The organism is Rhodovulum visakhapatnamense, from assembly GCF_004365965.1.
Lineage (GTDB): Bacteria > Pseudomonadota > Alphaproteobacteria > Rhodobacterales > Rhodobacteraceae > Rhodovulum > Rhodovulum visakhapatnamense.
In genome coordinates this window covers 1-18369 of record NZ_SOEB01000001.1, presented here as the reverse complement: position 1 = coordinate 18369, position 18369 = coordinate 1, and the positions used below count along the sequence as shown (strand labels likewise).

The window sequence follows — 18369 nt, the reverse complement described above, 5'->3', positions numbered from 1 at the left end:
CCTATCATTCTGGCCCCTACCGGCTGGGCGCCATCCTGCAAGACCCGGGCACCCTTCCCGGATCGGGCTGCAACGCCCAGAAGACCGGCGAAATCGGGGTTCTGAACGGCGATCCGAGCGCGACCCTTTGCAGGCCAGGCTCTGGAGGCCAACGGCATTCCCTTGTCCGCCTATCTGCCGATGAACGCCATTCCCTGGTACGATGGCCCGGCCAGTCGGCCCGCGCGGCTGCTGAAGGAGGGCGCCGCTTATAACCGTCGGCTCATTCTGGAGGCGGGCGTGGATCTGGTGCTGCTTCTCGGGCGGCAGGCCTGGACAAGCGCGCGGTATCTGAACCTGCCGGACCGGATCGGGATCCGGAGGCTGCCGCATCCCGGGCGTCTCGGACTTATCAACTATCGCGAGAACGGCAAGATCGTTGGCGCTCGCGAGGCACAAAAACGGCTGATCGCGGGGTTCGCCCTGCGCTGATCCGGCTTCCGCGTCCAGCCCAACGGCAATCTGTTGTTTCTAATGTACGAAAATTGGCCCCCGCCTGAACAGGCCCCGGCCTCAAGGCTCTGGCGGGCCGCACTATCGGACCGGGGGAGCAATCGTGAACCGAGAGGGATATCCCGACCAAACTCCGGCTTCGACGGGCTTTTGAGGCCGATTTCCGCCTCGATCCCGCAAGCCATCGGCCCCCTCGCGCATCGACCAGCCAGGCGGAGCGCCGATCCGCGCGTCCCGGTCCCGCCGGGCACAAATAAAACCGGCACGCCCGTTACACGCGCCGGCTTTCATTTCGACGATCCGGGCGCTGCCCCCCGAACCCGGACCTCCGCCTCCGCCGTTCAGAGCCAGGTGTGGAAGCTCGATTTCGCCATCGGCTCCCAGTGCGACCCGGTCCGGTGGGGCGCGTAGATCTCGGCGATCTTCGCCACGGCGGCTTCGGGGCTCATCTCTTCGCTGTCGCCGGTCCGGCGCGAGGTCAGCTCGACCACGCCGGTCTTCAGCCCGCGCGGGCCCACGGTGATCCGCCAGGGCAGGCCGATCAGGTCCATGGTCGCGAACTTGGCGCCGGCGCGTTCCTCGCGGTCGTCGTAAAGCGGCTCGAGCCCCTTGTCGGACAGCGCCTTGTAGATCCCCTTGCAGGCGCCATCGGCCTCGGCATCGCCCTGCTTGAGATTGACGATGCCGCAATGGAAGGGCGTCACGCCCTCGGGCCAGATGATGCCCCGGTCGTCATGGTTGGCCTCGATCAGCGCGCCGACCAGGCGCGAGACGCCGATGCCGTGGCTGCCCATGTGGACCGGCACCCGTTCGCCCTTGTCGTTGACGACGGTGGCACCCATCGGTTCGGAATACTTGGTGCCGAAATAGAAGATCTGGCCGACCTCTATCCCGCGCGAGCTGCGCCGCCGCGCCTCGGGGATCGCCTCGTAAAGCGCCGCGTCATGGGTTTCGTCGGTGCGGGCGTAGGGCGTCGTCCATTCCTTGACGATCTGCGCGCATTCGGCGCGGTCGTCGTAGTTCACGTTCCGGTCGCCGAAGGTCAGATCGAGGATCGCACTGTCATAGAAGACCTCGGATTCGCCGGTATCGGCCAGCACCAGGAATTCATGGGTGTCGTCGCCGCCGATCGGTCCGCTGTCGGCGCGCATCGGGATCGCCTTCAGCCCCATCCGTTCATAGGTGCGCAGATAGCTGACCATGTGCCGGTTATAGGCATGGATCGCGCTGTCATAGTCGATATCGAAGTTGTAGCCGTCCTTCATGTAGAATTCGCGGCCCCGCATCACGCCGAAGCGCGGGCGGACCTCGTCGCGGAATTTCCACTGGATGTGGTACAGCGTCAGCGGCAGGTCCTTGTAGCTGCCCACATGCGACCGGAAGATGTCGGTGATCATCTCTTCGTTGGTGGGGCCGTACAGCATGTCGCGGTCGTGACGGTCGCGGATCCGCAGCATCTCGGGGCCGTAGGCGTCATAGCGCCCGCTCTCGCGCCAAAGATCGGCCGATTGCAGCGTCGGCATCAGCATCGGGATATGACCCGCGCGGATCTGTTCTTCGTGCACGATGGCCTCGAGCTTCTTGAGCACCTTGAAGCCCAGCGGCAGCCAGGAATAGATCCCGGCCGAGGCCTGCTTGATCATTCCCGCCCTCAGCATCAGCCGGTGGCTTGCGATCTGGGCTTCGGAAGGGGTCTCCTTCAGGACGGGCAGGAAATAGCGGGACAGGCGCATTTTCGGGTCGGGCCTCGTGAATTGACGTCCCTGCCCTCCTATGTCATCGCGGACGGCCAGACAAGCGCCGCCCTTGCAAGGCAGGCCGGTCTGGGCGAAGACGGATTGCAACCGATACGGGAGAGGGCGGATGGGCTTGCCGGTCCGGGCACAGGCGAAATACTGGGGCATCGCGGCTGCGGCGATCGTGCTGATCCTGATGCTGCTGGGCGATGTGATGATGCCTTTCCTGGTGGGGATGGCGGTTGCCTATTTCCTCGACCCGGTGGCCGACCGGCTGGAACGGGCGGGGTTCTCGCGGGTAGGCGCGACGGTCACGATCACGCTCTGCGCGCTGGTGATCTTCGTGCTGGGCGCACTGCTGGTGTTGCCCTCGATGATCGAACAGGCGGTGGCGCTGGTCAATGCCGCGCCCGATCTCGCCAGCCATCTGCATGCCTTCCTGACCGAACGCTTCCCGTCGCTTGCGGATAACGGCTCGACCGTCCGAAAGACCCTGACGGGCATCGGCGAGGCGGTGCAGGCCAAGGGCGGCGAGCTTCTGAACGGGGTGCTGACCTCGGTCGTCAGCATCGTCGACATGGTGGTGCTGGTCGTGCTGGTGCCGGTCATCACCTTCTACCTGCTGATGGACTGGGACCGGATGGTGGCCGAGGTCGACCGGCTTCTGCCGCGCGACCATGCGCCGGTGATCCGCCGTCTCGCGGGCGAGATCGACCGGACGCTCGCGGGTTTCATCCGCGGCCAGGGTACGGTCTGCCTGATCCTGGGCGTCTTCTATGCGGTGGCGCTGGGCCTGCTGGGGCTGAATTACGGGCTGATCGTGGGCTTCGTCGCCGGGATGATCTCGTTCATTCCTTACGTTGGCGCGGTGGTCGGCGGCGTCCTGGCGCTGGGGCTCGCGCTGTTCCAGTTCTGGGGCGAGTGGTGGATGATCGCCATCGCGGGCGGCATCTTCTTCGCGGGCCAGCAGATCGAGGGCCATATCCTGACGCCGAAGCTCGTCGGCGGGTCGGTCGGGCTGCATCCGGTCTGGCTGATCTTCGCGCTGTCGGCCTTCGGATCGCTGTTCGGTTTCGTCGGGCTGCTGGCCGCGGTGCCGGTGGCGGCGGCTCTGGGCGTGCTGACCCGATTCTTCATCGCCCAATACATGGACAGCCGACTTTACCGGGGCATGGCCGGGCGCGACGACGCGCCCGCCCCCGACAGCGACGAGGACGCGGCCTGAGATGGTACGGCAACTGGCCCTCGAGCTTCCGGTGCGTCCGGCCCGCGGCCGGGCCGCCTTCTTCGTGGCCCCGCCCAATGCGCTGGCGGTGCAGCAGATCGACGCCTGGCGCGACTGGCCCGCGCGCAAGCTGGTGCTGATCGGCCCCGAGGCCTCGGGCAAGACCCATCTGGTGCATGTCTGGGCCGATCTCGCCTCGGCCGAGGTGATCCATGCCCGCGACCTGCCGCAGGCCGAATTGCCCGCGCTGGCGGCCGCCGGGGCCGTGGCGGTCGAGGATGCCGACCGGATCGCGGGCCGCAGACAGGCCGAGGATGCGCTTTTTCATCTGCACAACCTTCTGGCGGCCGAGGGCGGCACGCTCTTGATGACCGCGCGCCGGGCGCCGCGCGACTGGGGGCTGTGCCTGCCCGATCTGGCCAGCCGGGTGCAGGCCGCCGCCACCGCCCATCTGGAGCCGCCCGACGACACGCTGCTGGCCGCAGTGCTGGTCAAGCTGTTCGCAGACCGCCAGATCGCCGTCAGCCCCGACCTGATCGGCTATCTGGTGGACCGGATGGAACGGTCCTTCGCCGCCGCCGCCGAGACCGTTGCCGCCATCGACCGCGAGGCCTTGGCCAGCCGCCGCAAGCCCGGCCCCCGCCTGGCCCGCGAGGTGCTGGACAACGGCCCCGGAGGGGATGATTAACTGTCATGCATCCGTCACAGTGATTGCTCATAAGCCCGCCATGACCCAAGCCGATTTCCTCGTTGCCCCGTTCCCCGAACCGGTCGAGATCCCCGAACCCCAACGGATCGGCCCCAAGCGGTTCTATAACCGCGAACTGTCCTGGCTGGGGTTCAACTGGCGGGTGCTCGAAGAGGCGTCGAACCCGCGGGTGCCGCTGCTGGAACGGGTGCGCTTCGTCTCGATTTCGGCGACGAACCTCGACGAATTCTATACCGTCCGGGTCGCGGGCCTGCGCGAGCTGGCCAAGAAGGGCAATATCGTACCCGCGGCCGACGGGCTGACGCCCGCCGAACAGCTGGTGCTGATCGACCGCGACGCGCGCAAGCTCCTGCAATCGCAACAGACCGCCTGGAACAAGCTCAAGCGCGAGATGGAGGATGCGGGCATCCACATCCTGACCCGCTCGCGGCTGACCGCGGCCGACCGCGCGCATCTGGAAGACTATTTCCTGCGGAAGGTGTTTCCGGTGCTCTCGCCGCTCGCGATCGACCCGGCGCATCCCTTCCCCTTCATCCCCAACACGGGTTTCTGCCTGGCGCTCCAGCTTGAACGCGACCGCGACGGCCATCCGCTGCAGGCGCTGTTGCCGATCCCGCACCAGATCCAGCGCTTCGTGCGGCTGCCCGCCGAGGATGGCCAGCAGCGCTTCTTGCCGATGGAAGAGCTGTTGCTGGTGCATCTGGGCTCGCTCTTCCCGGGCTATCGCGAGGTCGGAAGCTGCACCTTCCGGGTGCTGCGCGACAGCGACCTCGAGGTCGAGGACGAGGCCGAGGATCTGGTGCGCGAATTCGAGGTGGCGCTGAAACGCCGCCGCCGCGGCGAGGTGGTGCGCATGAAGCTGTCGGCGGGCGCGCCCGAACAGCTGCGCTCGGTCATCATGCGCGAGCTGCACATCACTGAGGAAGAAGTTATCGAGGTGCGCGGCATCATCGGCGTCGCCGATCTGAAGGAACTGGTCATCGACGAGCGGCCCGACCTGCTCTGGCCGCCCTTCACGCCGCGCGTGCCGGAACGGGTCCAGGACCATGACGGCGACATGTTCGCCGCGATCCGGCAGAAGGACATGCTGCTGCACCACCCCTACGAGACCTTCGACATGGTGGTGCGCTTCCTGCAGCAGGCCGCGCGCGATCCCAACGTGGTGGCGATCAAGCAGACGCTTTACCGGACCTCGAAGAACTCGCCCATCGTCGAGGCGCTGTGCGAGGCGGCCGAGGACGGCAAGTCGGTCAGCGCGCTGGTCGAGCTGAAGGCGCGCTTCGACGAGGCCGCCAACATCCGCCAGTCGCGTCGGCTGGAGCGTGCGGGCGCGCATGTGATCTATGGCTTCATCAACTACAAGACCCATGCCAAGATCAGCACGGTCGTCCGGCGCGAGGGCGACCAGCTGGTGACCTATACCCATTTCGGCACCGGCAACTACCACCCGATCACCGCGCGGATCTATACCGACCTGTCGCTGTTCACCTGCGACGAGGCTCTGGGGCGCGACGCGACCAAGGTCTTCAACTATGTCGGCGGCTATGCCGAGCCCGCCCATCTGGAGAACCTGTCGATCTCGCCGCTGTCGCTGAAATCGACGCTGATGCAGCGGATCGCCGAGGAATCGGACCATGCCCGCAACGGGCGGCCCGCGCATATCTGGGCCAAGATGAACTCGCTGATCGAATCCGACGTGATCGACGCGCTTTACGCGGCCTCGAGCGCGGGCGTGAAGATCGAGCTTGTGGTGCGCGGCATCTGCGGCATTCGGCCCGGGATCAAGGGCCTGTCCGAGAATATCCGGGTCAAGTCGATCATCGGCCGGTTCCTCGAACATTCGCGCATCGTCTGCTTCGGCAACGGGCATGGCCTGCCCTCGCACCGCGCCCGGGTCTATATCTCGTCGGCCGACTGGATGGGCCGCAACCTCAACCGCCGGGTCGAGACGCTGGTCGAATGCACCAACCCCACCGTCAAGGCACAGATCACCGACCAGATCATGACCGCGAATTTCGCCGACGAGGCGCAAAGCTGGGTGATGCAGCCCGATGGCAGCTTCGTGCGCGCCGAAGCGGGACCCGATGCCTTCAACTGCCACCGCTTCTTCATGGAGAATGCCTCGCTCTCGGGGCGGGGCTCGGCCGGGGCGGCCGATGTGCGGCAGCTGGCGAAGGTCAAGGATTGACCCCACCTCGCCAGTTTTGGCAGAGTCCCCCTGCGGTCCCGAGGAGAGGCAATTCATGGACGGACAGGCCGAGGATCGCCCCGAGGCATGGGATCCTTTCGGACGCTCGCTGTTCGGCGGGCCAGAGGCCCGTGCGCTGTCGCGCGTCGGCGTCGTCGATATCGGGTCGAACTCGGTCCGGATGGTGGTGTTCGACGGCGCGGCGCGCAGCCCCGCCTATTTCTTCAACGAAAAGGTCATGTGCGCGCTCGGCGCGGGCCTGAGCGAAACCAACCGCCTGTCGCCCGAGGGGCGGCGCCGGGCGCTGGCCGCGCTGAAACGCTTCGAGATCCTGTCCGAAGCGATGGGCGCCGCGCCCTTGACCGTGGTCGCCACCGCCGCCATGCGCGACGCCGAGGACGGCCCCGAATTCCGCGCCGAGATCGAACGCGCCACCGGGCTGAAGATCTGGGTGATCGACGGCACCGAAGAGGCGCGGCTGTCGGCCCAGGGGGTGCTTCTGGGCTGGCCCGGCGCCGAGGGCATCGTCTGCGACATCGGCGGGTCCTCGATGGAGCTGGCGGAGCTGAAGGGCGGCATCGTCGGACAGCGCGGCACGTCGCCTCTGGGCCCGCTCAAGTTGCGCGACGTGCCGGGCGGCAAGAAGGGGCTCGACCGCTATATCGGGCAGGAGATCGAGCGTCTGGCCGCGCCGATGCCGATCGCGCCGCCCCGGCTTTATCTCGTCGGCGGGTCCTGGCGCGCCATAGCCCGGCTCGACATGGAACGGCGCGGCTATCCGCTGACGGTGCTGCACGAATACCGGATGACGCGAAGCTCGCTGTCGGAAACCATCGACTGGATCGCCACGTCGGATACCGAGGCGTTGCGCCAAAGGACCGGCACCTCGCCCGACCGCATGGCGCTGGTGCCCTATGCGGCGCAGGTGCTGAAGAAGCTTGTCGCCCATCTGCGCCCGCGCGAGATCGCGGTGTCGAGCTACGGCATCCGCGAGGGGCTGCTTTTCGAACAGATGCCCGCAGATCTGCGCGCCCGCGACCCGCTGATCGAGGCCTGCCGCTTTGCCGAACAGACCTCGGCGCGGCTTCCGGGCTTCGGCAACCGGCTTTACAACTTCATCCTGCCGCTGTTCGGCGCGGCCGGTCCGGAAAAGCGCCGTTTGATCCGCGCCGCCTGCCTGTTGCACGACACCGCCTGGCGCGCCCATCCCGACTATCGCCACGAGGTCTGCTTCGAATCCGCGACCCAGGCCAATCTGGGCGGGCTGGAACATTGGGAGCGGGTGTTTCTGGGGGTGTCGCTGCTGCATCGCTACAAGAACAGCCGCGCGGGCAGCCGGTTCGAGCCGCTATTCGCGCTGCTCGAGCCCGAGCAGATCCGCCAGGCCGAGGTGCTGGGCAAGGCGATGCGCTTCGGTGCGATGTTCTCGCTGCAGGCGCCCGACAGCCTGGCCGAGCTGCGTCATTACCCCAAGAAGAAGCAACTTGAACTGATCCTCGCCGCCGGGTCCGAGGCCCTGTTCGGCGAGGTGGCCGAGGCGCGGTTCGCCTCGCTCGCGAAGGCGCTGGGGGTCGAAACCAGCGTCCGCGTCCGCCGCCACTGAGCGGCGCGGCGCAGGCCAGAGGAGGCCGGAAGCATGGGCAGGGATCTTGTCTTTCGCGCCTCGGCACGGCTGATGGCTATGGACGATGCCGCCTGGGCGCGCCATGCCAATCCCTGGAGCGGCTGGTCGCGCCTGTCGGTTCTGCCGCTTCTGAGTGTTGCCGCCTGGAGCCGGATCTGGCTTGGTTGGGGCGCACTGGCACCGCTGGCGCTGGTGCTGGTCTGGACCTGGGCCAATCCCCGCCTCTTCCCGCCGCCCGCCTCGACCGGGTCCTGGATGTCGCGGGGGGTGCTAGGCGAGCGGATCTGGCTGACGCAGGGAACCGACCCCGCCTTCGCGCATCACCGCCCGATGGTCCGCGCGCTCGGCCTGGCGGGGGCGCTGGGTCTTGGTCTGCTTCTGGCCGGGCTTGCCCTGCTGGCACCCGCGCCCACGGCTGCCGGGCTCGCGGTGGCGATGCTGTCAAAGCTCTGGCTGCTCGACCGGATGGTCTGGGTACATCGCGATGCGGGCGCGCCCGGATTGCCGCCTGGCTGAGCCGTCCCTCCTGCCACCGGGACAGACGGAAGTCGGTATCGACCGGACCGGCCGCTCGGGCTTAGGCTCGGAATGTGCGGAGAGCTCTTTCCGCATGGAGGACCGGTTCGGCCGGGGGGCTGCGGACGCCAGAGCCTCGCGCATGTCGCGGGCCTTGCCACATGTGCGCCGACCGGATCGGACCCCGAGGGAGGAGATGACCCGATGTCCAGCTATGACGGCGGATGCGCCCATGTGCATGCCCATGCCGACCACGACCCGATCGACAACCACACCTGCCACTGTTCGGTCTGCAAGCGGGTGACCGGCCAGCCCACGACCCATGTGGTGTTCTTCAGGCATGGCGATCTTGCCGCCCAGGGCGGGCCGATGAAGCGGGTGCCCTTCAACGATCGGAACCCGGACGGGCCGCTGGAAATCTGCATCTGCGAGGAATGCGGCACTCCGATCATGCTGGACGACAAGCAGGGGCGCATCCGCGCCGTGGTGCCGAACCTGATGGGCTCCAGCGCCGAGATGCCCGCGACCTATCACGCCTTCTACGACCCCGCGACCGGGGTGGCGAAACCCGATGACGGGCGGCCGGTCTATGAGGGGCTCCGCCCCGATTTCGTCTGGCCCCAGCCGTCCTGACGGGCGGCGGGCCGACGGGGGGGCGCCGGGACGCCCGGGTTCCGGCGCCCTTCCCGCCTGCGGCCGCCTTCCCTTCGGCCGAGGCGTCAGAGCGAGGCGTCAGATCTCGATGTCGTCGGCGTGATCGGGATCTGCCAGCGGCGGCGCGTCGGGCTTGCGGCGGATGATGATATCGCCATTCGGAAGACGCTCGGGCATCTGATAGGCGTCGAGATCGTCGATCAGGTCCATCAACCGCGACAGCACCGGTTCGGCGGCCTCGGCGAAGTCCCTCATCCGGGGCTGGATCTCGTCGCCGAGCCCCTTGAAGAGCTTGCGCATCCCCTCGCCCAGAAGATCGAGCCCCTTATCCAGATCGCCCGGATCGTTGGCCCCGCCCGTGCCGTCGAGCGGCGCGCCGTCCTGGGCCGCGACAGGCGGTGCCGCAAGCGACAGGGCCAGCAGAAGGGCGATCAGCGGGGCATGGGCGGCCAGACGAGTCATGGCCCCAGTATAGGCGCCGCGCGGCGGAAAATGAACCGGCTGCGCACATCGGGTCGCGGGCGCGTCACAGCGCGATGTCGAGGCTGACCGGGAAATGGTCCGAGGCGGTCAACAGCGCCTCGCGCAGCTCGGGCACCCGGTAAAGCTCGGGGTCGTCGAAGGGATGCCAGATCCGCCAGACGGGAGCGCGCGCGCGCAGATCGGGCGAGACCAGTACATAGTCGAGCAGCGCCGACAGATAGCGCCCGGTTGCAGGCACGTAGAACCGCGCCGAGGCCGGTTGCGCCGCCAGAAGCCCCTGCAACGCCGCGCGCGCATGGGGGTCGTAAAGCCGCCGGTCGGGCGGCCCGTCCTGCCCCAGCACGATCTCGAGCCCCGAGCGGCCGAACAGCTTTTCGTATTCGTCGAGCCCCGGCCCGTCATTGAGATCGCCCAGCACGATCAGTGGCTCGCCCGCCTCAAGATGCGTCTCGACCCGCTGACGAAGCCAGATGCACTGGGCCAGTTGCTTGCGGCGGTTCTCGATCGAGATGCGGATCACCTCTTCGGGGCTGCGCGCCCCGTGCGGCGCCTTCGACTTGGCATGCACCCCGATCATCCGAAGCGACGCGCCCGAGGCGGTTTCGACCGCCAGTTCCAGCGGCGGCTTGGAAAACCGGATGAGGTCCGGCGCGGCATCGACATCGACGTCCCAGCGAAACACCCCGTCGAAGCGCGGCGCCTCGCGCGCGCCCTTGCGGCCGGTGGGCAGCCCCTGCGGGTCGTGCCGCGCCTCCAGCCGGTCGGGGTCGTAAAGCAGCGCGATTTCCTGCTGGGTGTCGTTCGCGAATCCGATCACCGCGCGCCGGGCCCTGAGGGCGAAGGCCTGCGCGAAACCTTCCAGCGCCCGCACCGTGCCGCGCCGCCCATTCTGGTCGGGTGCCTCGATCACCATCACCGCATCGGCGTCGAGCGCGGTAAAGACGATCCCCAGCGCCTCGATCTGGGCATGCCGCGTCAGCCCGTGCCGCCCCGATGGGCCGTCATCGTCCAGAAGCGCGCCCGCATCGTCGAAAAGCGCGTTGAACCATTCGACATTGTAGGTGGCGATCCTCACGCCGCGCGTTCCGCGACGATGGCCTCCCAGGCCTGATTGACCGCCACCAGCCGCCGTTCGGCCAGCTTGATCGCCTCTTCGGGCACGCCGCGCGCCTGCATCCGGTCGGGATGGGTCTCGCGGACCTCGGCCCGCCAGACCTTGCGGATGGCGTCCAGATCGTCCTCGGGATCGACCCCCAGCACCGCATAGGGATCGGGCACCGCGTCGGGCACGAAGCGGGCACGGAGCGTGCGGAACTGGCGGTCTGTCAGCCCGAAGATCTCGGCCACCCGGGCAAGGAAGGCATCCTCGTCGGGGTGATAGTCGCCATCGGCCAGCGCGATGAAGAAAAGCCCCTCCATCAGGTCGCAAAGCGGCGCCTCGGTCTCGCGGAACATGCGGCGGATACGGCGGGCGTAATCCTCGAAGCCCGCCACGTCCTGCCGGGCCAGATCGAAGACCCGGGCCGCATTGGCCTCTTCCCCCGGCGGGATGGTGAAGACCTCGCGGAAGGCCGTCACCTCGTCGCGGGTGACCCGGCCATCGGCCTTGGCCATCTTGGCGCCCAGCGCGATCACCGCGATGGTGAAAGCTACGGTGCGTTCGGGGGCGGTGCGCAGCCGGTCGAACACGGCCGCAAGGCCTTCGCCCTTGGCAAGGGCGGACAAAGCGTCGGCGATGCGGGACCAGAGCGACATGCGCAGAGCTTAGCCCGCCAGCGCGGCAGAGTCAGGTCGGGCATTCGGCCGCCCTGACGGTGTCGCTGCGGCAAGCCCCGCCGGTTTTCGGCAAATATTCGCCATCATTCGAGAATCCGGCGCCCATGGGGCGTGTCGATTAGCGCCCGAAGCGCCGGTTCCGGCCCCGGATGCACCGCCACCAGCGGATCGTCCAGCAGGCCTTCGAGGGCGTGGCACAGGTCGTCCGCGCGCGGGTGGTACAGTTCAAGCCCCACCAGACGGCACCCGGTATCGGGCAGCATCGCCACCGGATGCAGATCGCCCTGCCATTCGATCAGCGCAGGGAAGAGCCCGCCGAAGGGCAGTTCTCCGTCTTCGGGCACCGCCATCCGCCAGCGTAGATCGCCGCGCGCGACGGCCATGGGCCGCCCCGACCCGGCAGGCGCCCGCGCAAGCGCGGCCCCAAGGTCAGACGTGCGCGCCACCCAGGCGGCGGGGCGCGGCCGCCCCTCGAACCGGTCGAGCCCGACCCAGCGCGCCCGGCCGGGCGGCGGCGCTTCGGGGTCGATGGCAATCACCTCGAGATAAAGCGCGGGGCTCAGCCGCAGCAGCCGGTTATGGGTGCCCATCGCCTCATGCCGCCCGCCCGCGGCCAGACGCACCCCAAGCGCGGCCTCGACCGCGGCCACGCCCTCGTCCAGCGTCGCCGCCGCAATGGCCAGATGATCGAGTTCGAGCATCGCATGTCCCGCGTTTTGCGGCGGTTTCGGGGCCGGATCGCCCCACCCGCAATTGACTTCTCAAGGCCAGAACCCCATCTGGCAGACAGACAATCCAGTAAAAATCGGGAAGTTCAATGCTGCTCCGCGCGCTCGACAAGTTTTTCGGCCACGAAGCCTCTGGTGGTATTCTGCTCATGCTTGCGGCGCTGGCCGCGCTCATCGTCGCCAATTCCTCGCTGCAACCCGCCTATGACAGCGCGCTCGGCGCGACCTTCTCGGTGCTCTTGAATGGCGAGGGGCTGGAAAAGCCCCTGATCCTGTGGATCAATGACGGGCTGATGGCGGTCTTTTTCTTCCTGATCGGTCTGGAGCTCAAGCGCGAGATGCGCGAGGGCAAGCTGAAGAAACCCGCCGATGTGGTCTTGCCGGGGATGGCAGCGGTCGGCGGCATGGTGGTGCCCGCGCTGATCTTCGCGGCCTTCAACTGGGGCACCCCCGAAACCCTGTCAGGCTGGGCCATTCCGGCCGCGACCGACATCGCCTTCGCGCTGGGCGTGCTGGCGCTTCTGGGCGACCGGGTCCCGGCGGCGCTGAAGGTGTTCCTGCTGACGCTGGCGATCCTCGACGATCTGGGCGCCATTGTCATCATCGCGCTGTTCTACACCGCCGATCTGAAAGTCGACTACCTGTTCCTGGCGCTGATCCCGCTGGCCGGGCTGATCTGGCTGAACCTCCGGGGCGCGCACCGGATCGCGCCGATGATCCTGCTGGGCACGATCATGTGGTTCTTCGTGCTGAAATCGGGCGTGCATGCGACCATCGCGGGCGTGGTGACGGGCTTCTGCATCCCGCTGACCGACAAATGGGGGAAATCGCCCCTGCACGCGCTGGAACATGCGCTGTCGCCCTATGTGCTGTACCTGATCCTGCCGATCTTCGCCTTCGGGAATGCGGGCGTGGTGCTGACCGGCATCTCGCCGTCGGACCTGCTGCAGCCGCTGCCGCTGGGCGTGGCGCTCGGGCTGGTGATCGGCAAGCAGCTGGGCGTCTTCGCGGTGACCTTCGCCATGGTCAAGTCCGGGCTCGCCCGCCTGCCCGAGGGCGTCGGCTGGGTCCATATCTACGGGCTCTCCTGCCTCGCCGGGATCGGCTTCACGATGTCGCTTTTCATCGGCTCGCTCAGCTTTGGCGATCCGGCCCTGATGAACGACGTCCGTCTGGGCGTGCTGTGCGGCTCGGCGATCTCGGCGGTTCTGGGCTATGCAGCCTTGCGCCTGATCGCGAGCCCGGCCACGGCCAAGCAGGTCGCCACGGCCCGATGACCGTCCCCGGTCCGCAGTCGCCCGTCCGTGGGCGACTGCGGACCGATCGGCCAGACGGCAAGCCGTCCCTTCCGACGCCAGACCCTAAATCACCGGAAGGTCGCGCGACCTCAGCGCTCTAACCGCCCGAGTTGTATAGAACAACACATGCACATACCGTGAACCCGGGAAACGGATTCGGGCGCACATTTTCCTCAGCCAGCCACCCGGACTGGGGGCTACGAGCGACGACGCGGCATCGCGAAAACGACACTCACAGATCGCACGCCAGGACACATCCGATCCCTGCCGGAAAAAGGTCAGACGGATGCCACTGAAGCGCACCGATCCCTCTGAAGACTATTCCGCGCCTGCAGGTGCGAACCCGGCGGAGAGGGCTGCGACGAGGAAGGCTCGCCGAGCCTCCTCAACGGAACTCATGCATTCCATCGCGGACTCGACCTTGGCAAGCGCGGTGTGCCGCGCCCTGTCCGAAACCGGCCATCTGCGACGCAGCCAGTAGCGGACCTTCTCGATCGTTCCGAAACGCTCGACATCGCCATCATGCGAGGTCATCAGCACCATGGGTTGTCCCCATTGAATTTCCATCATTCGTAAAATCTTTCTTTTTCAGGTAATTGCGGCCGCCACATGTGGGCAGGCATTGCCCCGCCAACCGGCAGGGAGCGACGCGAATACAGAGTGGGAACAGACCAGCCCCGACCCGGTCAAAATCCGGCCATGCGCATCGGTTGCGCGGCACATCTGAGCGGAGACAGGGGCGGATTAGATCGGCCCCGCCCTGCTGGCGGAGCCGCGCATGCCGTGCGCTTCGTACATCACCGGGTCCGGCAGACTATGCGCATCCTCATCGGGTTGCGCCCTCTCAAACCGGGCACTTCGGGATCCCGAAGCTCATGCTGTCATTTCGTTTCGGGCGGAAACGCTGCGGGCTTCATGAGCCCCAAGGCTTCCCTCCCGAACCTGTAACACCCGCGAGCGGGTGTTACAGCGATGGCTTCACGCAAGCGCCAGGTTGGTGGCGGACTCGCGGCCGTCGCGACCGGTTTCGACGTCGAAGGTCACCTTCTGGCCGTCATCGATGCGGCTGATGCCAGCACGCTCGACGGCAGAGATATGAAGGAAGATGTCCTTGCTGCCGTGTTCCGGTTGAATGAAGCCGAAGCCTTTGGTTGCGTTGAACCACTTCACGGTGCCATTGGCCATATCCGTGTTCTCCATGATATTGCTGCCCGCAGAATCGCGGCAGCCTGGCAACAGTCGATCCAAGTCGATCAACCGAAACCGGGTCAGCGGCAGCAGCATTTCGAAGAGAAAAAACGTCAGCGCACGCTGTATGGAGGCCATGGCGCGCTAATGCAAGGATTCTTTTCCCGAGGCGGAAGGAAGAGAGATCCCTGCTTGCGATCCCAAGCCGGGCCAGCGCCATAAGTCGTACTCGTGTGTCGACCAAAGGCGTCGCCGAACCCGATCAGACGCCCCCGTTGCCGAGGCCCGATTCCTGCCGATAGCCGCCGTTCGACGCCCCGAGCCCGAACCGCCTGCGGCTCACGAAAGCGGCCGTTCATCCCCGCTGCAGCATGCACTCAGGCCGCCAAGATCCGGAGGGCGGACGAAACTGTCGTCTCGTGATGCCGTTGCTCCAAATCCGGCCAGAAAGGTTCTGCCTGGGGTTCGCGTTCAGCGGCCTACCCAGAAACTTTCTTCACGAACTGAGATTTCAGGCTCATCTGGCCCATTCCTGGAATTTTACAGTCGATGTCGTGATCGCCGTCGACCAACCGAATGCCCCGAACTTTGGTTCCGACCTTAACCACCAACGAAGAACCCTTGACCTTCAAGTCCTTGATAACGGTAACTGTGTCGCCGTCGGCAAGGACATTCCCGACGCTGTCACGCACATCGGAAGCGGTGTCGGCCAGATCATCGGGCACCCATTCGTGCCCGCATTCTGGGCAGTTCAACAGAGCATCGACCTGATAGACGTAGGACGAGGAACATTCGGGGCATGGAGGCAATGTATCGGTCATGGGGTACGCCGATAGCCTCATGAACGTCCGGTGTACAGCGGAGGTTCCCCCCTATCAGGATTTCAAGGACCCGAGTTGCCCGGTCGCAGCTAGTGCGACCAAGGTGAACTCCCCAGCCCCAATGCGGTCGAACGTCCTGGGGCGCGGCTGCGACGCGACCCGCCCCAAGCGACCAGGGACGCTCGCTGCCGATAGCGGTCGTTCGGTCCCCCAAGCCCGATCCGTCAGTGGATCACGGAAGCGGCCGTTCATCCCCGCTGCGGCATGCCATGGATCCGCCAAGGTCTGGAGAGCGGGACGAAGTGGCCGTTCGCCTAGGTCGTGTTGACAAAAGGGATTCCGCTCGTGCGTAGGGCATGATTCAAGCTGGCATCTGCGATGGAGACCAGCTTGGCACGAGATCTTATGTCGGACGAGGAATGGGCGTTCTTCGAGGGTTTCATACTCGCCGTCCGCGCCCCGAACGGGCGCAAAGCCGTTGGCCCGTTCCCACGCCCAGATGGTATGCGGTCAAGGCCGTGCCTTCAGCCTCACGCGAAAAGGCATCAAGTGCCCAAGGCGGCCAGCGCCCTTGGCAATGTCTTCGACGGCGGCCGGGTCCGGGCCTTTGCCGCGGGCGGCGTGGTCGACCGGCTGACCTTCTTTCCGATGAGGGGCGGCTCGACCGGGCTCATGGGCGAGGCAGGCCCCGAGGCGATCCTGCCGCTGTCCCGCCTTGGCAATGGCAAGCTCGGGGTCGCGAGCCTGGGCGGCGGCGGGGTGCGCATGGGCGATGTGCATGTCTCGGTCGCGGGCAGCAATGCCAGCCCGGAACAGATCGCGGAAGTCGTGCGGCAGGTGAGGCGCTGTAATGGACGCAAGCGGCGACCGGATCCTCGGGCTTCTGGTGCAATGCCGCTTCGACAGCGGCGAGCTGAACATGTTCACGGGCCATGGTTCGGTCGCGTGGGAGGGCGTGACCTATCTCGGCGCGGCGGGGCAGATGCTCCGGATCGGCGAGGCGGTCACGCGCCGCCGGGCCTGAAAGCTTCCCCCGCCTCCGGGTCGGGGCAAGGCGGTGCGTCAGCGCCGGCTCAAGAACTTACTCAAGACACTCAGAAAAACTCGTCGAGCATGAGGTGGAATTGTAGCTTGCTCCAATCCGGGACTGGCATGCCATAGCTCGCGAAGAGCCTTTCCCGCAGTGACGTATCGAACTCGCCGAGGCAATTCCAAAGTATCGCAAGGTCCTGGTACCTGTCGGCGGAGCCTGCTCGCCCAACATCGATGCAACCGGCAACTTCGTTGCCAACCACGAGTATGTTATCAAGCGAAAAGTCGCCGTGTGTGACAACGAGATCGGGCGCTTGGGGCAACAGCAGGAGCATCTCGCGCCAGACGTGCGAAGCGCTCCAGCCCCGCCGCTCCTCATCGAAGTCATCCTCGTCCACCAGTCCAGCGTCAAGGCGTTGACGCGCAAGGCCGAGCCGGTATGCCTGACCGCTGTTGAACGGACATTGGTTGATCGGAATAGAGTGGAGCTTCTTCAGAAAGCGGGCGAGCGCATCAACCACCACCTCCCGTTCCTCCGGGCGGGCCAGCAGGGCTTGATAAGCGGTCTCGCCCGGCAAGGCTTCCATGAGCAGCCACGCCTCGTCGGCGCTGCATCTGAACTCAACCAATGCAGGAACCCGAAGATGAGCTGCCAACCACCGAAGTCTGCTCACCTCATCGAGGAGACTACCCGCCTCCGCGCCCCAACAGTACTTCAGGTAGAGATCCGGCGCTCCGGGATTGCCGTGAAGCCGGTACACTTCGCCCCCCGACTCTCCAATGTTGTTCCGGGTCCAGACATATCCGGACAACCCGTCAAACATGGCTGCCGCCTCGGCCGCGGCCCCAAATCTCGCCTCGCAGTCCTGATGCAAAGCACGCCTCCAGATGGTTCAAAACTCAGGTTCGGGTTGGGTCGTGTGGCCTGCGGTCGGTTCCGTGGACACGAAGATAAGATCGCGACCATTGAACCGCCAGCAGGCCAGACTGGTCTCCAAGGCCATAGGCATCATGGCGGGCATCTGAGCCCTGGCCAAGCGCTCAGGCAGGTTTCCAAGGTGAATGCGCGACGAAAACGCGCTCGCTGCGTCCAACCGCAGGCAGAGAGGGGTGGATAGCGGGAAGGTACCGGTGGGCTTCGTCTCCCGATATTTCGCTCCCGAGGCGGGCATTCCAGAAGTTCCGGTCACGGGATTGCTCTGTTCCCTGAAAACTGGACCGTTTGAAGCTGGAGTTTTCGGCTAATCTTTCCTGGCTGGGAGAGGAGCGGAAACGCATGAAGGCATCGAAGTTCACGGAAGCGCAGAAGGCGTTCATCCTGAAGCAGGGGGAACAAGGCACGCCCGTCGCGGAGATCTGCCGCAAGGCGGGCATTAGTCAGGCGACCTACTTCAACTGGAAGAAAAAGTTTGGCGGGTTGCTGCCGGACGAGATGCGTCGGCTGAAGGCGCTCGAGGACGAGAACACGCGACTGAAGAAGATCGTGGCCGATCTGACCCTCGATCGGGAGATGTTGCATGACGTGATCCGCCGAAAGCTCTGAAGCCTGGGCGTCTGCGAGAGATCGTGACCGGGATGTGCGTCGACTGGGGCGTGTCGATCCGGAAGGCTTGTGGGGCCATCTGCTTCGACACGTCCAGCTACCACTACAAGTCCCGGCGGACGGACCAGGCTGCCGTCGAGATGCGGATCAAGGAGATCTGCGAGACGCGTGTGCGGTATGGCTATCGCCGCGTGCATGTCCTGCTGCGACGGGAAGGATGGGTGATCAACATGAAGAAGACCCGCAGGATCTACAACGAGTTAGGCCTTCAGTTGCGCAACAAGCACCCGAAGCGCAGGGTGAAGGCAAAGCTACGGGAAGATCGCCAGGAAGCAGTCGGCCCGAACGATGTCTGG

18 protein-coding genes and 2 pseudogenes are annotated in these 18369 nt (G+C 66.1%); 11 read left to right on the top strand and 9 right to left on the bottom strand.

Features of this window, described 5'->3' with window-relative positions:
- Positions 1-162 precede the first annotated feature (162 nt).
- Positions 163-471 carry a hypothetical protein gene (locus EV657_RS00105; RefSeq protein ID WP_113668273.1) on the top strand — a complete coding sequence of 103 codons (309 nt, stop codon included), beginning with the start codon at positions 163-165 and terminating at the stop codon, positions 469-471.
- A 362-nt stretch (positions 472-833) separates the two neighbouring features.
- On the opposite strand, the gene proS is transcribed toward EV657_RS00105, so the two are convergent.
- Entirely contained in the window at positions 834-2225 is a 1392-nt protein-coding gene (proS, locus tag EV657_RS00100) for a proline--tRNA ligase (RefSeq protein WP_113668272.1), read from the bottom strand.
- 130 nt (positions 2226-2355) lie between these two features.
- Between proS and EV657_RS00095 the strand changes: the two genes are divergently transcribed.
- From EV657_RS00095 to EV657_RS00070, 6 genes are all read left to right on the top strand, one after another.
- Complete coding sequence (locus EV657_RS00095; protein ID WP_075786162.1) at positions 2356-3453, top strand: AI-2E family transporter; 1098 nt, start codon at positions 2356-2358, stop codon at positions 3451-3453.
- A gap of 1 nt (position 3454) precedes the next feature.
- Positions 3455-4141, top strand: a complete 687-nt coding sequence (locus EV657_RS00090; RefSeq protein WP_075786163.1) for a P-loop NTPase family protein — start codon at positions 3455-3457, stop codon at positions 4139-4141.
- Positions 4142-4181: 40 nt separating this feature from the next.
- On the top strand, positions 4182-6350 hold the full coding sequence (locus EV657_RS00085) for an RNA degradosome polyphosphate kinase (protein ID WP_134076771.1): 2169 nt from the start codon (positions 4182-4184) through the stop codon (positions 6348-6350).
- A 55-nt stretch (positions 6351-6405) separates the two neighbouring features.
- Positions 6406-7953 (top strand): Ppx/GppA family phosphatase, encoded by a 1548-nt coding sequence (locus EV657_RS00080; protein WP_075786165.1) that lies wholly within the window; start codon positions 6406-6408, stop codon positions 7951-7953.
- Positions 7954-7986: 33 nt separating this feature from the next.
- Complete coding sequence (locus tag EV657_RS00075; protein ID WP_243837447.1) at positions 7987-8490, top strand: DUF6653 family protein; 504 nt, start codon at positions 7987-7989, stop codon at positions 8488-8490.
- Positions 8491-8694: 204 nt separating this feature from the next.
- Positions 8695-9123 carry a GFA family protein gene (locus tag EV657_RS00070; protein WP_134076770.1) on the top strand — a complete coding sequence of 143 codons (429 nt, stop codon included), beginning with the start codon at positions 8695-8697 and terminating at the stop codon, positions 9121-9123.
- Between the two features lie 99 nt (positions 9124-9222).
- Here the strand turns inward: EV657_RS00070 and EV657_RS00065 are convergent, their stop codons facing one another.
- The 4 genes from EV657_RS00065 to EV657_RS00050 all read right to left on the bottom strand — a co-directional run bounded on the left by EV657_RS00065 (position 9223) and on the right by EV657_RS00050 (position 12104).
- On the bottom strand, positions 9223-9606 hold the full coding sequence (locus EV657_RS00065) for an AAA+ family ATPase (protein WP_134076769.1): 384 nt from the start codon (positions 9604-9606) through the stop codon (positions 9223-9225).
- 64 nt (positions 9607-9670) lie between these two features.
- Positions 9671-10702, bottom strand: coding sequence for an endonuclease/exonuclease/phosphatase family protein (locus tag EV657_RS00060; RefSeq protein ID WP_134076768.1), 1032 nt, complete (start codon positions 10700-10702; stop codon positions 9671-9673).
- Positions 10699-11382 carry a molecular chaperone DjiA gene (locus EV657_RS00055; protein ID WP_075786170.1) on the bottom strand — a complete coding sequence of 228 codons (684 nt, stop codon included), beginning with the start codon at positions 11380-11382 and terminating at the stop codon, positions 10699-10701. Before EV657_RS00055 ends, EV657_RS00060 begins: the two co-directional genes overlap by 4 nt.
- 104 nt (positions 11383-11486) lie before the next feature.
- Positions 11487-12104: a VOC family protein gene (locus tag EV657_RS00050; protein WP_134076767.1), complete on the bottom strand. Its 618-nt coding sequence runs from the start codon at positions 12102-12104 to the stop codon at positions 11487-11489.
- Positions 12105-12220: 116 nt separating this feature from the next.
- On the opposite strand from EV657_RS00050, the gene nhaA reads away from it, so the two are divergent.
- Positions 12221-13408, top strand: coding sequence for a Na+/H+ antiporter NhaA (gene nhaA, locus EV657_RS00045; protein ID WP_134076766.1), 1188 nt, complete (start codon positions 12221-12223; stop codon positions 13406-13408).
- 339 nt (positions 13409-13747) lie between these two features.
- Here nhaA and EV657_RS00040 read toward each other — a convergent pair whose 3' ends face one another.
- The 3 genes from EV657_RS00040 to EV657_RS00030 all read right to left on the bottom strand — a co-directional run bounded on the left by EV657_RS00040 (position 13748) and on the right by EV657_RS00030 (position 15438).
- Positions 13748-13972 carry a DUF982 domain-containing protein gene (locus tag EV657_RS00040; RefSeq protein WP_341800839.1) on the bottom strand — a complete coding sequence of 75 codons (225 nt, stop codon included), beginning with the start codon at positions 13970-13972 and terminating at the stop codon, positions 13748-13750.
- Between the two features lie 435 nt (positions 13973-14407).
- The gene (locus tag EV657_RS00035; RefSeq protein ID WP_075787603.1) at positions 14408-14614 is read right to left on the bottom strand and encodes a cold-shock protein; all 207 of its coding nucleotides are present in this window, start codon (positions 14612-14614) and stop codon (positions 14408-14410) included.
- Positions 14615-15096: 482 nt separating this feature from the next.
- Complete coding sequence (locus tag EV657_RS00030; RefSeq protein ID WP_134076765.1) at positions 15097-15438, bottom strand: zinc ribbon domain-containing protein YjdM; 342 nt, start codon at positions 15436-15438, stop codon at positions 15097-15099.
- Between the two features lie 378 nt (positions 15439-15816).
- Between EV657_RS00030 and EV657_RS00025 the strand changes: the two are divergent.
- Together EV657_RS00025 and EV657_RS21405 are read left to right on the top strand one after the other, a co-directional pair.
- Positions 15817-15912, top strand: a pseudogene (locus tag EV657_RS00025) (IS5/IS1182 family transposase); the annotation flags it as partial.
- Between the two features lie 376 nt (positions 15913-16288).
- The gene (locus tag EV657_RS21405) at positions 16289-16462 is read left to right on the top strand and encodes a hypothetical protein (RefSeq protein WP_166673608.1); all 174 of its coding nucleotides are present in this window, start codon (positions 16289-16291) and stop codon (positions 16460-16462) included.
- 70 nt (positions 16463-16532) lie between these two features.
- Here EV657_RS21405 and EV657_RS00015 read toward each other — a convergent pair whose 3' ends face one another.
- Entirely contained in the window at positions 16533-17294 is a 762-nt protein-coding gene (locus EV657_RS00015; protein ID WP_134076764.1) for an APH(3') family aminoglycoside O-phosphotransferase, read from the bottom strand.
- A gap of 452 nt (positions 17295-17746) precedes the next feature.
- Here EV657_RS00015 and EV657_RS00005 point away from each other — a divergent pair.
- Positions 17747-18369: pseudogene (locus tag EV657_RS00005) on the top strand (transposase); the annotation flags it as partial.